Annotated in this window: 11 protein-coding genes, 1 tRNA gene and 1 pseudogene; 8 read left to right on the top strand and 5 right to left on the bottom strand. The window is 43.0% G+C overall.

The annotated features are described in order from the left end of the window. Positions 1–129: 129 nt before the first annotated feature. Positions 130–1,236 carry a tyrosine-type recombinase/integrase gene (locus AB5217_RS08990; RefSeq protein ID WP_368112814.1) on the bottom strand — a complete coding sequence of 369 codons (1,107 nt, stop codon included), beginning with the start codon at positions 1,234–1,236 and terminating at the stop codon, positions 130–132. Between the two features lie 95 nt (positions 1,237–1,331). Next, positions 1,332–1,946, bottom strand: a complete 615-nt coding sequence (locus AB5217_RS08985) for a TetR/AcrR family transcriptional regulator (protein WP_005924132.1) — start codon at positions 1,944–1,946, stop codon at positions 1,332–1,334. Positions 1,947–2,343: 397 nt separating this feature from the next. On the opposite strand from AB5217_RS08985, the gene AB5217_RS08980 reads away from it, so the two are divergent. Then, a tRNA-Ser gene (locus AB5217_RS08980) sits at positions 2,344–2,431 on the top strand. 88 nt (positions 2,432–2,519) lie between these two features. On the opposite strand, the gene nuoE is transcribed toward AB5217_RS08980, so the two are convergent. Genes nuoE through nuoF form a run of 3 tightly spaced genes read right to left on the bottom strand, consistent with a single transcriptional unit; the run spans position 2,520 to position 6,703 of the window. Beyond that, on the bottom strand, positions 2,520–2,996 hold the full coding sequence (nuoE, locus tag AB5217_RS08975) for an NADH-quinone oxidoreductase subunit NuoE (protein ID WP_004305841.1): 477 nt from the start codon (positions 2,994–2,996) through the stop codon (positions 2,520–2,522). Positions 2,997–3,015: 19 nt separating this feature from the next. Next, positions 3,016–4,782, bottom strand: a complete 1,767-nt coding sequence (locus AB5217_RS08970) for an NADH-dependent [FeFe] hydrogenase, group A6 (RefSeq protein WP_004305843.1) — start codon at positions 4,780–4,782, stop codon at positions 3,016–3,018. 13 nt (positions 4,783–4,795) lie between these two features. Next, on the bottom strand, positions 4,796–6,703 hold the full coding sequence (nuoF, locus tag AB5217_RS08965) for an NADH-quinone oxidoreductase subunit NuoF (protein WP_070782483.1): 1,908 nt from the start codon (positions 6,701–6,703) through the stop codon (positions 4,796–4,798). A gap of 162 nt (positions 6,704–6,865) precedes the next feature. Here nuoF and AB5217_RS08960 point away from each other — a divergent pair, with 162 nt between their 5' ends. The 7 genes and pseudogenes from AB5217_RS08960 (at position 6,866) to AB5217_RS08930 (ending at position 19,355) form a co-directional block, all read left to right on the top strand. Next, the gene (locus AB5217_RS08960; RefSeq protein ID WP_368112808.1) at positions 6,866–9,619 is read left to right on the top strand and encodes a heparinase II/III family protein; all 2,754 of its coding nucleotides are present in this window, start codon (positions 6,866–6,868) and stop codon (positions 9,617–9,619) included. A gap of 241 nt (positions 9,620–9,860) precedes the next feature. Continuing rightward, entirely contained in the window at positions 9,861–10,406 is a 546-nt protein-coding gene (locus tag AB5217_RS08955; RefSeq protein WP_004305849.1) for a DUF3575 domain-containing protein, read from the top strand. A 26-nt stretch (positions 10,407–10,432) separates the two neighbouring features. Next, complete coding sequence (locus AB5217_RS08950; protein ID WP_032844419.1) at positions 10,433–12,466, top strand: carboxypeptidase-like regulatory domain-containing protein; 2,034 nt, start codon at positions 10,433–10,435, stop codon at positions 12,464–12,466. Positions 12,467–12,490: 24 nt separating this feature from the next. Then, a complete protein-coding gene (locus AB5217_RS08945; RefSeq protein WP_368112807.1) occupies positions 12,491–14,857 on the top strand; it encodes a hypothetical protein in 2,367 nt (788 codons plus the stop codon). Positions 14,858–15,076: 219 nt separating this feature from the next. Beyond that, positions 15,077–16,447, top strand: coding sequence for a DUF5690 family protein (locus AB5217_RS08940; protein ID WP_004319656.1), 1,371 nt, complete (start codon positions 15,077–15,079; stop codon positions 16,445–16,447). Between the two features lie 13 nt (positions 16,448–16,460). Then, positions 16,461–17,606 (top strand): annotated as a pseudogene (locus AB5217_RS08935) (OprO/OprP family phosphate-selective porin). Positions 17,607–17,942: 336 nt separating this feature from the next. Continuing rightward, entirely contained in the window at positions 17,943–19,355 is a 1,413-nt protein-coding gene (locus tag AB5217_RS08930; protein WP_004305858.1) for a glycosyl hydrolase family 28 protein, read from the top strand. Positions 19,356–19,718 lie beyond the last annotated feature (363 nt).

Genomic DNA, 19,718 nt, shown 5'->3' with positions numbered 1-19,718 from the left:
TTCCACAAAACCAAAAGAGTAGAAAGATAATAATATGGTATATTTTCTGTTTCATATTTTGCATTACTGTTTATAATTTATTTATAACCGCACCTTATGGTGTCGTTCCTACACTTCTATAACTGCACCTCACGAATTATCCAGTGTATCAAGAGGATTAGGGATTTTTGCTTTATGGGCACTTGACACATGAAGATAAATGGTTGTGGTCTTGATGTCGTTGTGTCCCAGCAATTCCTGTATCGTGTGCAGGTCTGTCCCCTGTTCCAGCAAGTGTGTGGCAAAGGAGTGGCGCAGCATGTGTACGTGTACACGGTGTTTGATGCCTGCACGATGTGCGGCTTCTTTCAGCACTTTCACCAATGCACTTGCCGAATATTGCTCTCCGGGTGTTTCGCCCTCAAACAACCATTTTTGTGGACGATATTCCCGAAAGTAGTGCCGTAGTTCTTCCAGCAACTTGGGCGAAAGGAGCGAATAACGGCATTTCTTCCCCTTGCCCATGATACGAATCGACATTGTTTCACTGTTGATGTCCTGCGGGGTCAGGTTAAGCAATTCGCTTCTTCTAAGTCCGGCAGAGTAAACCAACGAAATCATGCAGTGATGCTTGATGTTGGAAATTTGTGCAAGGATGCGCTTAATTTCATTCTTGCTCAACACTTCGGGCAGGCTCTTGTACTCTTTGGCACGGGTGATACCGCCATAGTATTGCCGTTTGCCGCCTTTCACCTGCTCGTAATAGAACTTGATAGCATTGATGCGCATATTCTGTTGCGACACCGAAATCTTCTTCTCGTTCACAAGATAGAGTATGTACTTGTTGATGTCCGGCACTTTCAGGCGGTCGATGTTCCGTCCCTTGTGATATTCCATGAAATCGCTGAAATAAGCACGGTATGTTTTGACGGTCGAGGGGCTGTAACGCTTTTGTTCCAGCAGTTCGAGATAGCCTTTCGGCAGTGTGTATTCCCTTTTGGGCTTGGGATGCCGCACGTAAACCCGGCTGTAATCAATATAGGCGTGGGGCGAATAGCGGTCGTAAAAATCCGGCAGGCTGAAAGCGGCTGACGCTATGTATGCAGAGCCGTTACCAGCCATTTCCATGCCCGTATCTTGGGCGAGCAGCAGGGCGACAGCCTGACTGTTCGCATATTCTATCCGTATGTAATCCGCACCGTCCCTTGTTTCTTTGTGTAGCACGATGCTTCCTCTTTGTTTCTGAACCTTATCCATGTCGCTGAATTTTGCTTCGCTCCAAAGATAAGATAAAAATACCATTATTTGAACATCTGTTCAAAAATAATCGAGGTTAAAAAAACAAAAGAGTATCAGGCTTTAAGCAGCGAATAGATATGGCGAAAATTTTCTGCCAGTTCGTCCACGTTCAAACCGTTTAGAAATGCTTGTTCGTATGACAGCCCTAAAAACATTTGCCGGAACATGATAGCCGTTTTCTTCACGTCCGTGTTGCTCCTGATTTCCCCGCTTTCTTTTGCCTTCTGTATGACTTTCTCCCATAGGTCATAGTCTTGTCGGTAGATTTTCTCAATTTTCTGCCTGATGCCCGGATAGTACATACGCACTTGTGACAGAAAGTGAAAGTAGTAGAAGTTAGGACTACAATCATGCGGGCTACTATTATCACCAATCAGTTCAACAATCCTTTTCATGGAAGCGGCTACCCCCGCCACGTATTGCCCGATGAACTCCGCCAACGTATCGGCAGGAGCGGCAAACTTGTTTTCCGGTTCGTGCATTTGCAACACGTATTTGTCCGCCACAGCCATGAATAAATCCAGCTTGTGCGGAAAATAATAAACGATACCCGTTTTTGTCACCCCGCAGGCTTTGGCAAGCGTGATGATGCTTGCTTTCTCGTAGTTCATCCTGACAAATACGCCGAACGCTTTATCTATTACTTCTTCACGGTTAGTTATTATCATACACGTTTGTTTTTAATCGGTTACGAAGATACGGATTTTGTTTTAAGCATTTGTACCCCAGTGCTTTTTTTTAGTGCAAGGTGCAAGTATATATTTATATATATAGCTTGCACCTTGCACTAACCCAAAAATATTTATTATCAGATATTTGCGAGTTTCAAAAGAAAGCCGTATCTTTGAACCCGAAAGTTAGGCAGACAAACAGCGGTCAAAGTTGGACAAGCCCAACATCTGAAAATCGTTACTGTTTCGTTACCTATTTGAAATTTTGAAAGCAAAGTAGCTGAAATATAAGCGGTTAGATTTGTAGGTTCAAAACCCTGTCTCTCCGCTAGAAAGCAGCTTTTTGCTGCTTTCTGTTTTTATGGAGAGTTTTTTCTCTAGTTGGTAATTGTAAGGAGAGGTGCTCGAGTGGTTGAAGAGGCACGCCTGGAAAGCGTGTATACCCCTAAAGGGTATCACGAGTTCGAATCTCGTTCTCTCCGCATCATTTTTTTACATTTTAATATTAATGAACGGCTGTTTTGACTTATCAAGGCAGCCGTTTGTTTTATATTGTTTTCGGGAATTCGGTTATTCCAATTCTTCAATAATCTTCTTTACATCTACCGGTTGTAATCGACCATATACCTTCTCGCCGATCATCACTACCGGAGCCAGTCCGCAGGCGCCTACACAACGCAGACAGTCTAATGAGAACTTTCCGTCCGGGGTAGTGTCACCGACTTCGATACCTAATACACGTTTGAACTCTTCCAGCAGTTTTTCTGAACCACGTACATAACAAGCTGTACCCATGCAAACAGAGATGGGATGTTTTCCTTTGGGAGTCATGGTAAAGAAAGTATAGAAAGTGACGACACCATACACTTTCGATACGGGAATTCCAAGTTTGGAAGCGATAATCCGTTGCGTTTCCTCGGGTAGATACCCTTGCAAATGCTGTGCCTCATGCAAAATATTGATAAGTTCGCCCGGTTTGTTTCCATGCTTGTCGCAGATCGTTTTGATTTGCTCTGCCATGTCACAGGCTAGTTTGATATCTGACATAATACTCTTCATTTAAAAGTTAATCAATCGCTTTGTTGAAATAATGCGTATGCAGGAGAGTTTCCGATTTCTCACCTAGCGGTTTGCCGAGATAATCCTCGTATAATGTCTTGATATACGGATTCTCGTGCGATTTGCGCAAAGGTTTGTTGGCGTCTTCACGGTAAAGTGCGTTGGCGCGTGCATAGAGTATTTCCGAGTTGCCGTGATGCAAAGGCTGCCCGCCGCCACCGATACAGCCTCCGGGGCAAGCCATAATTTCGATTACATGATATTCGTTATGTCCGTTCCGTATATCTTCCAGTAGATGACGAGCGTTGCCTAGTCCGTGTGCGATGCCTACTTTTAATTCAAATCCGTTTAGGTTAATGGTAGCACGACGGACGCCATTTAGTCCGCGTACCTGTTCGAAATTTACATTTTTCAAAGGTTCTCCGGTATAGATTTCATAGACAGAACGGAGGGCGGCTTCCATTACACCACCTGTTGTTCCGAAAATGACACCGGCACCTGTCGATTCACCCATCGGGTTGTCGAATGGGCTGTCCAGTACGAGAGGGAACCCGATATTGGCACGTTTAATTAGTCGTGCCAGTTCACGGGTAGAGATAGAATAATCCACATCGGGGATACCGTTCACTTTGAATTCATCACGTGCACATTCGTACTTTTTAGCCAGACAAGGCATGATAGATACGACAACCAGTTTTTCTCTGGGTATGCCCATTTTCTCCGCCCAATAGGATTTGGCAATGGAACCGAACATCTGTTGTGGGGAGCGGGCGGTGGACGGAATGTCCAGCATGTCCGGGAAATGATGTTCGAAGAAGTTGACCCATGCCGGACAGCAGGAAGTCAGGATAGGTAATCGTACGGATTTATCTCCGTTGAGATAGCGCGTCAGACGGTTTAGTATTTCCGATCCTTCTTCCATGATGGTGAGGTCGGCGGCAAAGTCAGTATCGAATACATAGTCGAATCCCAGTTCACGCAGTGCATAAACCATTTTTCCGGTTACCAGTGTGCCGGGAGGAAAACCGAATTCTTCGCCTAGGGCAGCACGTACGGCAGGGGCTGTTTGCACAATCACCACTTTATCCGGGTTAGCTAAGTCGTCGAGCAGGCGGTTCGTATAATCGCGTTCGGTCAGTGCACCTACCGGACAGACAGCTACGCATTGTCCGCAATAGGTACATTCGCTTTCCGTCATCATCCGGTCAAAGGCAGGGGCTATCGTCGTGTTGAATCCGCGACGGATGGCACCGAGCGCACCGACTGTCTGAACATCGTTACAGACACTTTCACAGCGGCGACAGAAAATACATTTATCCATGTTGCGCACGATGGAGGCAGTGATTTCCCGCTTGCGGGGAGAGAGCTCGCCTCCATTGAAAGGCATTTCGCGGATATTAAAGCGTAGCGCTAATGTCTGAAGTTCACAATTGCCACATTTGGGGCAGGTGAGACAGTCGTTGGGATGATCCGACAGGATAAGTTCGGCTACCACTTTGCGTGCGTTCATCACACGTAGCGTACTGGTTTTTACTACCATTCCTTCTGTGCAACGGGTAGCGCAGGCAGGAGCCAGATTGCGCCGTCCCATCACTTCAACCACACAAATACGGCAGGAAGCCGGATTATTTTTTATACAGGTTCCTTTCAGGTCGATATGACACAGCGTAGGTATATTGATACCGATTTTGATAGCGGCTTCAAGAATAGTGCTTCCCTCGGGCACAGTGATGAAATGACCGTCTATCTGGAGAGTAATTTGTTTTTCTTCCATAGTAAATAAGATTTTAGCAGACAAGAATAGCATTGAATTTGCAGCGTGCCATACACATGCCGCATTTGATACATTTATCGGGAGCAATGACATGTGGCTTACGCACCAGTCCGCTGATAGCATCCGCCGGACAGTTTTTGGCGCATAGATGACAACCAATGCAACGTTCCGGACTGATGGTATATGTTAATAGTGATTTACATTGCTTGGCGCGACAAGTCTTATCCCGCACGTGCTCCATATATTCATCGTAGAAGTTATCCAATGTGGATAAAACGGGATTCGGAGAGGTTTGTCCCAGTCCGCAGAGGGCCGTATCTTTGATGACTTGTCCCAAAGTGGCAAGTGTGTCCAGGTCTTTTTCTGTGCCTTTTCCTTCTGTAATCTTGTTCAGTAGTTCCAACAGACGTTTGTTTCCAATGCGGCAAGGTGTGCATTTCCCGCAGGACTCTTCCACTGTAAAATCCAGATAAAAGCGGGCTACGGATACCATGCAGTCGTCCTCATCCATGACAATCATCCCTCCTGAACCCATCATGGAACCGGCCGAGAGAAGGTTGTCAAAGTCAATGGGAGTGTCCAGATGTTTTTCTGTCAGACAGCCGCCTGACGGTCCTCCTGTTTGTACAGCTTTGAACTTCTTTCCGCCTTTGATGCCTCCTCCGATTTCGTAGATTACTTCCCGAAGAGTAGTTCCCATCGGCACTTCGATCAGTCCGACATTATTAATCTTTCCGGCAAGAGCAAACACTTTGGTTCCTTTGGAACGTTCTGTGCCAATCGTTGCAAACCAGTCGGCTCCTTTGGTTAGAATAATGGGAATATTGGCAAGCGTTTCCACATTATTTACATTGGTTGGTTTTCCCAGATAACCGGATTCGGCAGGGAAGGGAGGTTTCAGAGTCGGCTCTCCCCGTTTTCCTTCCATCGAATGAATAAGGGCAGTTTCTTCTCCGCAGACAAAAGCTCCGGCTCCGTATCGTATTTCTATGTCGAAACTGAAATCTGTTCCTAAGATATGATCTCCTAGTAATCCGTATTCGCGTGCCTGATTGATAGCTGTTTTCAGTCGGTTGATAGCTAACGGATATTCGGCACGGATATATACTAATCCTTTAGTGGAACCAATGGAATAACCGCAGACACACATCGCTTCTACAATCGAATGTGGGTCGCCCTCCATAATGGAACGGTCCATGAATGCACCGGGATCTCCTTCGTCGGCGTTACAAACCACGTATTTGACATCTGACTGTTGCTTGTTGGCAAATTCCCATTTCAGTCCCGTCGGGAAACCGCCACCACCACGTCCGCGAAGTCCCGAACGTTTGATAATATCAATAACGTCCGTCGGCTGTTTGTTAAGCAGGCAATCGGCCAATGCAAAGTATCCTTCACGGGCGATATACTCTTCAATATTTTCGGGATCGATAAAACCACAGTTACGCAATGCGATGCGGAGTTGTTTCTGGTAGAAATCCATGTGCTTGGAGTCGCTGACGGTATGTTCCGTTTTGGGATCTACATACAGCAACCGTTCGATTCTTCGTCCTCCGATGATATGCTCGTTGATGATTTCTTCCGCATCTTCGGGAGTGACTTGGGTGTAAAAGGTATTATCGGGGATAATTTTCACGATAGGACCTTTTTCACAGAAGCCGAAACAGCCTACGGTGATGACTTCTACTTTATCGGTGATTTCGTTCTTTTTGATGGCTTTTAGAAGATTGTCTGTAATACCCTGGCTGGAAGATGCCTTACAGCCTGTACCACCGCAGATCAGAATCTGAAGATGTTGCGCACCGGATGCCAGTCCGTAACACTTTTCAGTCACCTTTTCATTACTTTCTTCGCGCAATGAAAGATTGTGCTCTGCTCTCTTCCTGATTGTTGCCAAATCATGGATAGATAAAATTTTCATAAGTATCAGAATTGTTAGTCGGTTTTTTGCAAATATAATTCTTTGTTTGAAATAACAGCGTAGTCTCGTACAAATAAAATTGTTCTTTGACGGAGGATTTAGGTAAATAAATCTCTATCTTCGTATTTAATAGGTATCAAACCTAAAAAATATAACTGAAGTATGAGACGAATTTTACTTGGACTATGTTTTCTATCCTTTCTGAACAGCGCATCCGGACAAGAGATTCCTTTGCCGGAAAAGATGCCGCAGACACATCCGCGGGTACTGACTACTCCGGCGGGAAAGCAGGAAACATGGAAGCTGATTAAAAAAGAAGAATGGGCGAAAGATGTTTTCAATAAATTGAAGGAACGGACGGAAGTATATACGAACCTGACGGATGCTCAACCGGCGTGGTTGCTGTCTCGTTTGGCAATGTACTGGAAGTCTCATGCCACGGAAGTATATGTGAAAGGTGAAACGTTCGACCATGCAGGTGGTGAAAAAGCTCCTTATCCCACTGTGCGCTACACGGGAACCCGTGGCACAGCTGCTACCCACGGCCGTCCCAAATTGGCGGATGTCGTTCCTTATGATGATGAGGACGGGAATGTCACTTTCTGCAATAATGCACTTCCTGACCGTCCTATGGAGAGTGTACACCCATCCAAAACAGGCCGGAATATTGAAAGCCTGAACTGCGAAATCCTGGGAATTGCCCGTGATGCCGCTTTCCTTTATTGGATGACGGATGAAGAGAAATTCGCTAAACTTGCCGCAGGGGTCTTTGATACATATATGACAGGTATTTATTATAGAAACGTGCCCATCGACCTGAATCACGGCCATCAGCAAACATTGGTAGGATTGACTTCTTTCGAAGTCATCCATGAAGACGCACTCCATATCGCTGTCCCTTTATACGATTTTCTATATAATTATCTAAAGGCCAATTACCCGGATAAAATGGAAATCTACGCCGGAGCTTTTAAGAAATGGGCGGATAATATCATAGCGAACGGTGTACCTCATAACAACTGGAATTTGCTACAGGCACGGTTTATTATGAATGTCGGATTGGTATTGGAAGACAATAAAGAATATGCCGACGGAAAAGGACGTGAATATTATATCGACTATGTGATGAACCGTTCCAGCATCCGCCAATGGAGTCTGACGCGATTGGCAGATTATGGTTTCGATATAAATACGGGAATTTGGGCAGAATGTCCGGGATATAGCAGTGTGGTAATCAATGATTATGCCAATTTCGTGAATCAGTTTGATACGAATCTGCAATATGATTTGGTGAAAGCAATGCCTGTATTGTCGAAAGCGGTAGCAACCACTCCCCAATATCTGTTTCCCAACCGTATGATTTGTGGCTTTGGAGATACGCATCCGGGATATTTGAGTACGAACTTCTTTATCCGTATGATACAGAATGCACAGGCGAACGGGAAGAAAGAACAGGAAAACTATTTCACGGCTTTATTGAAATGCCTGAACCCGGATTTGGGAAATGATAAAACAGAAAAGAAGAATGTGCGTGTATCTGTCAATTCTTTCTTTGAAGATAAACCGCTGACGCTAAATCCCAAAGTGCAGCCGGGAAAGATAGAAGATTATGTTTCTCCTTTGTTTTATGCTCCCAATGTGTCATGGCTGGTACAGCGCAACGGTATGCATCCGCGCAACAGTTTGATGATTTCGTTGAATGGCAGTGAAGGGAATCACATGCACGCTAACGGCATTTCGATGGAACTTTACGGAAAAGGATACGTATTGGGTCCGGATGCAGGTATCGGGCTTTTCCTGTATAGCGGACTGGATTATGCGGAATATTATTCTCAATTCCCCAGTCATAATACAGTTTGTGTGGATGGAATATCGAGCTATCCGGTGATGAAAAGTAACCATTCTTTTGATTTGCTTTCCTGTTTCCCGGCATCAGCGGAACCGGGCAAAGCATTTACGTCCGTTACTTACAGTAACCTTTATTTCCGTGAACCGGAAAGCAGGGCGGATCAGACCCGTATGATGAGTATTGTCACTACCGGGGCGGAGACGGGGTATTATGTCGATGTATTCCGCAGCCGGAAAGAGAAAGGAGGCGATAAGATGCACGATTACTTCTATCACAACCTTGGGCAGACTTTGACATTGACGGCAGCAGATGGCAGCGACCTGAATCTCCAGCCTACGGAAGAACTCGCCTTTGCAGGCGCACATCTTTACGCTTATTCCTATTTATATGATAAGAAAGTGGCTGCGACCAATAAGGATGTCAAAGCAACTTTCACCATAGATATGAAAGATAAGGACGGCGATGATATATACATGAATCTTTGGATGAAAGGCGAACCGGATCGTGAAATCTTTACGGCTTTGGCGCCAATGACCGAAGGGCTAAGCCGTACACCGAATATGCCCTATAATATAAAGGAGCAGCCGACGCTGACATTTGTTGCCCGTCAGCATGGAGAAGCTTGGAATCGTCCTTTTGTCTCGATATATGAACCGAGTACGAAAAAGGAACCGTCTGCTATTCAGTCCGTCTCTTACTTTGATGCAGAAGGAGCAGGTTTGGAAGACTTTGCCGGTATCTGTGTGAAAAGCAAAAACGGACGTATAGATCATATCTTCTCTCTATCTGATGCCGCACAAACCGCTACTTATCAAGGAATGAAAGTGAAAGCGGATTATGCTGTTATCAGCAATGAATATGCAGGAAACCGGACGTTGTTTTTAGGGAATGGAACCCAATTGGTTGCACCCGGGGTAATGATTCAGACCGACAATGCCGCTAATGTATTGCTCGAAAAGAAAGAAGGGAAATGGTATATTATTTCTTCTGCTCCCTATACGGTTGTTATCGGCGATAAGAAGATAAAACCCGATGCTGCGTCGGAGCCTATGTTGTTGCGTATCTGATGTTTCATTGGTAATAAAGAAAAATTGTATATCTTATCCGTAGTATGGTATATTATGGCCTAAGATGGAAATTGTTGCAATAAAAAACAAAAAAAGCGTGTTTAAACGTTTTTAATACTATATTTTTTCTAATTTTGTGGCTTTCTGTCCAAGTAGTATATAAAATGGACAGTAAGCCCTTTTTTTGTGGGTAAATATTTAGTGGGAAATATTTAGTGGGAAATAAATGATGGTATATGTGATGAGAAATGGTCGCAGGGTAATAGCTGCGTTATCATTTCTGTTATTATGTTGTGGTGTACATGTGCACGCACAACGGGTGGCTGTAAAGACAAATGCATTGGGTTGGCTGACCGCCAGTCCGAATGTAGAAGCAGAATTTGTATTGGGTAGTCATGTCTCCTTAAACATGGGGATTGCTGCGAACCCAATCAGTACAGACAACTTTAAAACGACTTTCACGCATTTTCAGCCTGAAGTTCGTTACTGGCTAAATCGTCCGATGGTGAGTCATTTTCTTGGAATCACCGCTTTCGTGAATAATTTTGATATGATGGTAAAAGATGTGCATCACAAAGGCGATGCATACGCCGCCGGTTTGACCTATGGATACGCATGGGTGCTGGGCGATCATTGGAACATCGAAGCAACTGCCGGAGTGGGTGTGTTGCGCTACCGTCAGTTTAAGTATGATAAGGGTACTCCGAAACCGGGTGCGGTCAACGATAGTAAGACCACCATTGCACCTGTCAAACTGGGGGTATCCTTTGTTTATATTATTCGATAACGAACATTAGCTAGTCAGAAAAGAGAATGAAAATCAATTTGAAACGTGATAGATTAACAGGTATACTTCTCGTGGCGATGATGTTCGTCGGTATGAATGTATCCGCCCAACGGATCCGCGTGCAGGGGCATATCACAAACCCGCAGGGAAAAAGTGTTCCGAATGTAAATGTGTTGAATCCGGTCAATGACGAACGTATAGAAATGTCCGACGAGGATGGTCGTTACAGTGTCTTGGTTGAGAAAAACGGCTCGTTGAAGTTTACATGTGTCGGTTATGAAGACAAAACAGTGAAGGTGGCAGGAAAGCAGATTCTGAATGTAGTATTGAAAGATGCCGTCATCGAACTGGACGAAGTAACGATTACTTCCAAAGTGAAGGACAAAGTGATTCCGGAACCTACGGACATCGAAATCAAAGGCAATTATTTCCATCTGAAAACCCGTGTCCCGGTGCCTAAGGAGATGTTTAACTCACATCGCCGCTTGGTATTGCAGCCTTCCATTTATGATGTGACACTGAAAAAGCGTCTGTTGATGCGTCCTGTTGTATTTGACGGGGATACTTATAATACAACGCAAAATCGAATGTACGATTATGATATGGATAAAGATCCTTTGCACGATTATATCCGTGTGAAAACTACTTCTTCGCGCAAGGGGGATATTATTGCTTACCATGATTCTATCTATATAGAATATCTGCAACATGACTACCGTGCAGATGTGCATCTGGCGATGGAAAATTACCGGAATATCATTTATCGTGACTCTTTCTCCATTGCACGCGGAACGGTCAACCCGCTTCGTTTCTTGGAGTATAAATTCTCCGCTTTCAGCCTGACGGACGAGAAATATCTTCCGAAACCCGTGATGCAATTGCGGGATACGAAAGGTGAGGTAAACTTAACCTTCCTGGTAGGTAAAGCCGACCTGGATGATAAGAATCCACAGAATCAGGTGGAACTGAACCGGTTGAACCAGGAATTGCGTGGTATTGAGACGAACCCGGATGCCTCTTTGAAGAGTTTTCATATTACGGGGGTGGCTTCGCCGGACGGTTCTTACGCGACGAATCTTCGTCTGGCAAAATTGCGTACGGATAAAGCCCTGGAACGTATACTGGCACAACTGGACCCGGAAACACGTAAACTGTTGGAGGTGAAATCGGATGCATCGGTTGCCTCCTGGAAGGAGGTAGCTGAATTGCTGAAAAAAAACTCCAAGCCGGAACTGGCTAAAGAAGTAGAGGACTTAATCAAACAATATGCAGCTACTCCTTACCGGTTGAATGGGGTCTTGAAATCGAAACCTTTCTACAAGGAACTTGCGGCTACTTATCTGCCTAAATTGAGAAAGGTGCAATATACGTATGGTTATTCAATCTTCCGTTCTTTGACGGACGACGAGATTAGAGAACTTTACAGAAAGAATCCGAAGCAACTGACCCGTTTCGAATATTACCGTATGATTACGACAGCAAAAACTCCCGACGAAAGGGAAAAGTATTGCAGGGAAGCTCTTGAACTTTATGATAACTTTACGTATGCAGCCAATGAACTGGCAGTGGCAACGATACAGAAAGATACTCCGGATTCACGTATTCTCGAACCGTTTGTCAGTAAATCGGCACCGGTGGAGTTATTGTCCAATCAGGCTATTGCCTTGTTGCACGAAGGGAAATATACAAAAGCAGATTCAGTCTTGACCTTGGTTCCCGAAGAAGCGGTTTCTGAAGATTTGCAGGCCATTGTTCAGGCATTGGCCGGTTATTATAATGATGCTTTCGAAAAGGTGGCGGCTACCAGCCCTTTCAATGAGGTGGTGATGCTGCTGGCAATGAAGAAGAATCAGGAAGCATGGGATAAGATTTCTACCATGGATGTAGAGACCGCCCGCGAATATTATATAAAAGCGATTGCCGCCAACCGCCTGGAGAAAATAGGTGATGCGATTATGAGCATTGAGAAGGCCCTTGAACTTGATCCTTCCTTATTGGAAGTAGCGAAGGTGGATGGTGATATTATTGACTTGCTGCCGGAAGAGCAGAAAATTAAATAATGATATATACAACAAGAGTAAACGATGAATATCTTCAGAATCAACAATAAATATGTAGCAGTGGCAATCTTCCTGATGCTTGCTGTTACCTTACAGGCACAGGATTATGGTGCATTGCAATATATGTTACAGAAACGGCCTGCAAATGAAAAGTTCGAGAGCAATAAATTCAATGAACATCTCTTTTTCTCTGCCGGAATAGGGCCATACAGCTTGTTAACAAGTGGAGATAGTCAGGATGGAATGGGAATGACCGCCCATCTCTTTATGGGAAAGTGGATTACTCCGGTTCATGGACTTCGGATAGGGGTGAATTTAGGTTATCTGCCGTCGAGTATCTACGATTCTAAAATAAAAATGGGTGGCGGCAGCCTGGACTATCTGTTGAATATGTCCTCCCTGGCATACGGATACAATGCAAACCGTTGTTTTGAGTTAGTAGGGATTGCAGGTATAGAAGCCGGTTATTCTAAGGTGGGCGACAATAGCGATCGTTCCGAAAAGTATCCGGATTTGAAAGGCGGCGGTCAGCTTTATTACGGCGCTCATCTCGGTTTACAGGGAAATGTACGTCTTTCTTCTACATTGGATTTGTTTGTAGAACCGCGGATCGGATGGTATAATGACGGTTTTGCGTATACGGAAAGTTGGAGAAACTATAAAATGGCTGGTTCGGTTCTGGTAGGTCTGACCTATATGCCTGCTGCTCCGATGGGAACTAAGATTCATTTCGATGATTTCGATAAAAGTTCCTTCCTGAATCATATGTTTATCTCTTTATCCGGTGGTATCAGTACACTGAAAGTTCCGGGAATCAAGAATACGATTAAAGGATTAGGGCCCCAGTTCTCTGCCGGAATCGGTAAATGGTTCAGTCCTTCTTCCGGTCTGCGTTTGTCCGGAACAGTTGGACTTTCGGATACTCCTTCGGGCAGCGCAAGCGGCTACTTTAAACATGTGGATCTGCATGCGGACTATCTGTTGAATATCAATAATGTTCTTTGGGGATATGATGAAGACAGAATATTTAGTCTGATCGGTATTGCCGGAGTTAACCTGGCAGGTACGAAAGGAGTGGATAAAACCGCCAAGTATGCTCCGGGAATAGGAGTCGGTGTGCAAGGAAGTTTCCGTATCAACCGTTCTGTGGATTTATTTATAGAACCTCGCCTCAATGTGTATAATAAGAGATATGCAGGAGGTCGCGGAGTAGGTGGCAATACGGATCAGCTCGGAGAGTTGAATTTTGGTTTGACTTATCATACGATTGACCGTGCGGCACGTCCGAAGAACGGATTCTCAAGCAATCACATCGCAGACAATCTGTTTATGACTTCGGGAATCGGTGTGCAAATGTTCCTGAATAAGACGAATCTTGAAAACCTTGGTTCTTTAGGTCCGCAGGCTTCTGTCTCTATCGGTAAGTGGTTGAGCCCTTATTCCGGTTTGCGCCTGGTGGGTACGGGTGGATTCTTTACGAACTATGTAGTTCCGGGAAGTGTTAAAGCGGGCAAACTTAGACATGCCAGCGTCAGTGGCGGTCTTGATTACTTGTGGAACATAACGTCTACCATGAGTGGATATAACCCCGATCGTATCTTTGATTTAATAGGTTCAGTAGGTGTCAACCTTGCTTATACTTCCAAATCAGACCATAAGTTCCAACCGGGTATTAATGCAGGCATACAGGGATTATGGCATGTGAATGATTTTCTTGGTTTGTACATTGAACCGCAGATTCGCTTGTATGGAGATAAATTCATTGAAGGTAATCTGGGGTTTATGCAGAAAGACGTAATGGTAGGAGTCAATGCAGGTTTCCACTATCGCTTTGTTCCTTATTCAAAAGCAGCCAATCGTAGCGTGTTTAGTCAGGATGACAAGCGTTACTTCATCTCCGGTGCACTTGGATTGGGTAGCTTGCTCGTAGCCAACAAAGATTTGGTGAAGAATGCAGGTGTAGAAGCAAAAGGAAGTATAGGTAAATGGTACACTCCGTTATCTGCATGGCGGGTAAATGGAACAATTATGTACAAGGCCAAAACGTCGTCGAAGATGAATCTTCATTATGCCGGTTTGGGTATGGATTATATGATGAGTCTGGCCACATTGGCAAAAGGATACAGCCCCGATCATGTGATAGATGTTGTTCCTTTTGTGGGAGTTACGGCCGGACTGGTACGCCGTTACGGTAAGTTCCGAGCAGTGCCGGGAATGGATGCCGGTGTGCAGGTAAAGCTGAAAATGGCTTCTTCTTTGTATCTGTATGCCGAACCTAAAGTCGGTATCCGTACCGATACATACGATGGCTCCGAACAAGGAAGACCTGACCGCGTAGCTTCCATGGTAGGTGGATTATTGTACAGATTCAAGATGCCTACTTTCCAATAAGAAGAAAAATAAGAAATCGAATAAAAAGGGTTGCGCAATACCGGATTAGTGATTGTGCAACCCTTTTTGTATTCCATTTCCAAGAAATTACGGTTACATAAACGTTACATTAATATTACTTCCATTTCTACCTGATAATGAATAAAATGAATCTTTAGAATTCATTTTCTCCCTTGCTATTCTCCTCTACTTTTGCTCCAGAAATTAAAACGAAAACGTATGAAAACGATTACTGAAGCAATATCGAAACTAAGTTCAAACAGAAGATTAGCCGATTTCCTCTTTATTCTATGGGCAGGTGGAGCAGCCCTTCTTTCTTACTCACTGGTTTATACATTGCGCAAACCTTTCACAGCTGCTACTTTTGACGGGATAGAAGCATTCGGCTTTGATTATAAAGTACTGGTTACTATCATTCAGATAGCAGGTTATCTGATAGCCAAGTTTATAGGTATCAAGTTGATTTCCGAATTGAAGAGAGAGAATCGCCTGAAGTTTATACTCGTTTCCATTGCCGTAGCGGAATTGTCATTGGTTGCGTTCGGAGCACTTCCCACTCCTTATAATATGTTTGCCATGTTCTTCAATGGATTGTCATTGGGCTGTATGTGGGGAGTTATTTTCAGTTTTATCGAAGGTCGCCGCACTACGGATATTTTGGCCAGTCTTTTAGGAATCAGTATTGTTATCAGTTCGGGAACGGCAAAATCCATCGGATTGTTCGTTATGAATACATTGAACGTCAGCGAATTTTGGATGCCGGCACTTATCGGTGCTTTTGCACTTCCTTTATTGGCTCTTTTGGGATATAGCTTAACCCGTTTGCCACAACCTACGGCACAAGATATAGAACAAAAGAGTAGTCGTGTAACTCTGAATGGCAAGCAACGGAAAGAACTGTTCATCGACTTTATGCCATTTCTTGTATTATTGTTTGTAGCTAACCTAATGTTGGTAGTGCTTAGAGATATTAAGGAAGATTTCCTGGTGAAGATTATTGATATGAACGGACAGTCCTCATGGATGTTTGCGCAGGTAGATACAGTCGTTACATTAATAATTCTGGCGTTATTCGGAGCGATGGTCTTTGTGAAAAGTAACATAAAAGTTTTGGTTGCCCTGCTGGGATTGGTCGTACTTGGGACAGCCACCATGAGTTTTATATCTTTCAATTATGATTCTCTGCAATTGGATGCAATCACCTGGCTGTTTGTCCAAAGTCTCTGTCTGTATATTGCCTACCTCTGTTTTCAAAGCATTTTTTTCGACCGCTTCATCGCTTGTTTCAAGATAAAAGGAAATGTCGGTTTCTTCATTGTGACCATTGATTTTATCGGATATACGGGAACTGTACTTGTCTTGATGTTCAAAGAATTTGCCCATGCAGACATAAACTGGTTGGAATTTTATAATATATTATCCGGTTACGTAGGACTGATCTGTACGGTTGCTTTCACCTGCTCCATGATTTACCTGATACAGCGCTATAAAAAAGAGAAACAACTGAAGAAAGCGAAAGAAGCCGAAATGAGCAACGGGATAAAATTTACGGGAGAAGGTATGGAGCCAACTACTTTTTCACAAATTTGATAAAAGGTGGACGATGAAAATAATAGGACTATATTTGAAATTCTCCTTCCTTCTATCTCTAATACTAACGACTTCCCGGATAACGGCACAGAATCTGCCCGATGGCATACAATATAAAATCACCGGGCGTCTATTAATGGATGGAGGAGTGTATCTGAAGAATCCGAATAACTTTGGCAACGGCACGGAATTTAATGACCTTCGCATCGGTGTAAAAGCTACCTATCAGAACTAGGGAATGAAACTGGAAATGGGATATGCCGGAAACAAAGTAGCCATCAAAGATGCTTTTGCCACCTATTCCTATAAGAATAGTTCCATTCAGATAGGACAATTCTATGAGCCATTCAGTCTCGATATGATTTGTAGTACATTTGATCTTCGCTTCAACCAATCTCCGGGAGCTGTGCTGGCATTGACAAATAGCCGACGTATGGGAGTAGCCTATTCCTATCGTACCCAATATTACTATCTGTGTGGCGGATTCTTTACCGATAATGATTTGAGCAACCTGAAAAACGCATCGCAAGGATATGCCATTGACGGACGTTTGGTTTACCGTCCACTTTATGAGCAAGCGAAACTGATACATATAGGATTAGCAGCTATCCATCGTACACCGGACGGCACGCTTCCCGAAGATGAGAACAGGAATACGTTTACTTATAAATCTCCGGGCGTGAGCACGATTGATAATCGTACATTAATACAAGCAGATGTAGATCATGCAGCATCCCAATTTAAAATAGGAACCGAACTGCTAATTTACTATCATAAATTCTTTCTTCAGGGTGAATACATCCGCGCCCATGTAAAACGGGAAAAGGGTTTTGAGAACTATACGGCACAAGGAGCTTATCTGCAATGTTCCTGGCTATTGTTGGGACAGAATTATCTGTATGACGAAGAAGTAGCCTGTCCCGGAAGACCGGAAGGAAAAGCACTCGAACTATGTGCCCGTTTCAATTATCTCTCTCTGAATGATGCCGGAATAAAAGGCGGAACACAGAAAGACCTCTCCTTCGGATTGAATTACTATATCAATAAACACATTGCTGTCAAATTGAATTATAGCTACTTCATCCCCGGCTCGCATATCAAAGAGATCGAAAGCACAAACTTTAGTGTAGTACAGGGACGTTTTCAATTCATATTCTAGTACTTGGCAGTTCCGTTCGAATAAAGCTATAATAAAGAATAGGAAGGTGTATTTTATACTAGTTTTACTAAATGTTTCAAAGACATGTCGAGAGCACTACCGACTCAATATGCAGAACCGTATGTAAAAAGTAAAAAATAAGAAGACTGAAAAAACTGGAATGTTCTAGGTAAATCTCCTTTATTGTTCGTAATAGACAATAAAGGAGATTTTTTGCATTGGTTATTTTTTCTATAGTTTCTGTTACCAGTTTGCCAACCTGGGTGGAATAGGAAGTATAGTTTTAGAAAGAACTTCAATAAACAGAATAATTAAAATATAACATAGTTTAGTGATATGAATATAGTAGGAGTTTTATCAGGTAAAAGAAAATGTTTGTTAGCAATAGCTATTGCATTTTCGACATTCGGGAATGCCCAATTAGTAACCTATCCGGAAGGATTGAACACTGGTATGCCACATAATGATGATTATACAGTCAAAGTACGTGAAGCAGGCGGTGAATGGAAAGATGTATTCGAATATGAAGTCCAAGTAGATATGGATCGGGTACAATCTGCTTCAATGGTACAGTTTGATATAGGCAGTCCCGTAGAAGTGATGGTGAAAAAGAACAATGGCACCATTCAGGATGTGAAAATCCGTCCGTTAGCAATAGGTATACAACATACGGTAAACCACAATGCTATCTTTTTTACACTCACTAGACCTCAATGCCTGTCGATTGAGTTTAACGGTGATCGTTTGCATAATCTTCATTTGTTTGCTAATCCTTTAGAAACAGAAACTTATACTGAAAGCAGTGACAAAGTAATGTATTTCGGACCGGGTGTCCATCGTCCGAAAGATTTGCCGAATACACAGATACAGATTCCTTCCAATACTACTGTTTATTTAGCTCCCGGAGCTGTTGTAAAAGCTAAATTATTGATTGACAAAGCTGAAAATGTACGCATTGTCGGGCGTGGTATTCTCGACCATCCGATCCGTGGAATAGAAGTTACTCATTCTAAAAATATATGGATTGACGGTATTACAGTTATAAATCCAGATCACTATACAGTATTTGGTGGTGAGTCTACAGGGTTGACCATCAATAATTTAAAGTCTTTTAGTTGTAAAGGATGGAGTGATGGCATAGATCTGATGTGTTGCAGTGACGTATTAATAGACAATGTTTTTATGCGGAACAGTGATGATTGTATTGCCATCTATGCCCATCGCTGGAACTATTACGGAGGAAGTCGTAACGTGACTTTACAGAATTCAATCCTTTGGGCGGATATTGCTCATCCGATCAATATTGGAGGGCACGGTAACCCGGACGATAAGGTTGGAGAGATTCTTGAGAATATAACTGTCCGTAATGTCGATATTCTGGAACATGATGAAGATGATCTTCTTTATCAGGGCTGTATGGCAGTGGATTGCGGTGATAAAAACTTGGTACGCAAAGTATTATTTGAGGATATCCGTGTAGAGAATATTCAGGAGGGAAGATTGTTTCATATTAATGTTCGTTTCAATTCAAAGTATGATAAGCAACCCGGCCGGGGAATTGAAGATATTATTTTTCGGAATATCATTTATAATGGAGTAGGGGAGAATCCATCTCTATTGAAAGGGTTTGATAAAGAACGTTCCGTCAAGAATATCATCTTCGATAATGTGATTATCAACGGTATGAAGATGAAAAATATAGATGATTTTATCACGAATGAATACATAAAGAATATCACAGTCAAATAGCATAATCTGGTATATGAAGTATGAATGGAAAAATCTCTTTGTATTAGGTGCAAACTTCTTTTCTTCTAATATCAAACTTTCTTTAGGTTAAACATAAACTATAAATGCAAGTTTCATTTATATAATTAGAACTTGCAATTATATAAATGAAACTTTCGTTTTTATAATCAAAGCTTGCAATTATAGATTTCTATTAGATAAGAGTAACTTTAGTATTAGAAGGAAAGAACTTTGCAATAGGAAGATAATAACTTATCTATTAATAGATGAGAGCAAAGCTGCACTGGAATCAGAATTAAGGAGTCTGGAAGAGAACCATGAGTATAAATACAAGAGTTTTATTCCTGGGTTTATGCTAATCAA

Origin of the sequence: Bacteroides sp. MSSM.1001136sp1_RTP21357st2_D2_RTP21359_211015 (genome assembly GCF_040913205.1) — a bacterium.
Taxonomy (GTDB): Bacteria; Bacteroidota; Bacteroidia; order Bacteroidales; family Bacteroidaceae; genus Bacteroides; species Bacteroides ovatus.
This window is presented reverse-complemented; position numbering and strand designations above follow the sequence as displayed.

Excerpts from the sequence above, each read along its gene's own strand:
- AB5217_RS08930 (WP_004305858.1), top strand. The coding sequence starts at position 17,943 with ATGAATATAGTAGGAGTTTTATCAGGTAAAAGAAAATGTTTGTTAGCA.
- AB5217_RS08985 (WP_005924132.1), bottom strand. The coding sequence starts at position 1,946 with ATGATAATAACTAACCGTGAAGAAGTAATAGATAAAGCGTTCGGCGTA.
- AB5217_RS08960 (WP_368112808.1), top strand. The coding sequence starts at position 6,866 with ATGAGACGAATTTTACTTGGACTATGTTTTCTATCCTTTCTGAACAGC.
- nuoF (WP_070782483.1), bottom strand. The coding sequence starts at position 6,703 with ATGAAAATTTTATCTATCCATGATTTGGCAACAATCAGGAAGAGAGCA.
- AB5217_RS08945 (WP_368112807.1), top strand. The coding sequence starts at position 12,491 with ATGAATATCTTCAGAATCAACAATAAATATGTAGCAGTGGCAATCTTC.
- AB5217_RS08950 (WP_032844419.1), top strand. The coding sequence starts at position 10,433 with ATGAAAATCAATTTGAAACGTGATAGATTAACAGGTATACTTCTCGTG.
- nuoE (WP_004305841.1), bottom strand. The coding sequence starts at position 2,996 with ATGTCAGATATCAAACTAGCCTGTGACATGGCAGAGCAAATCAAAACG.
- AB5217_RS08990 (WP_368112814.1), bottom strand. The coding sequence starts at position 1,236 with ATGGATAAGGTTCAGAAACAAAGAGGAAGCATCGTGCTACACAAAGAA.
- AB5217_RS08940 (WP_004319656.1), top strand. The coding sequence starts at position 15,077 with ATGAAAACGATTACTGAAGCAATATCGAAACTAAGTTCAAACAGAAGA.
- AB5217_RS08970 (WP_004305843.1), bottom strand. The coding sequence starts at position 4,782 with ATGGAAGAAAAACAAATTACTCTCCAGATAGACGGTCATTTCATCACT.
- AB5217_RS08955 (WP_004305849.1), top strand. The coding sequence starts at position 9,861 with ATGAGAAATGGTCGCAGGGTAATAGCTGCGTTATCATTTCTGTTATTA.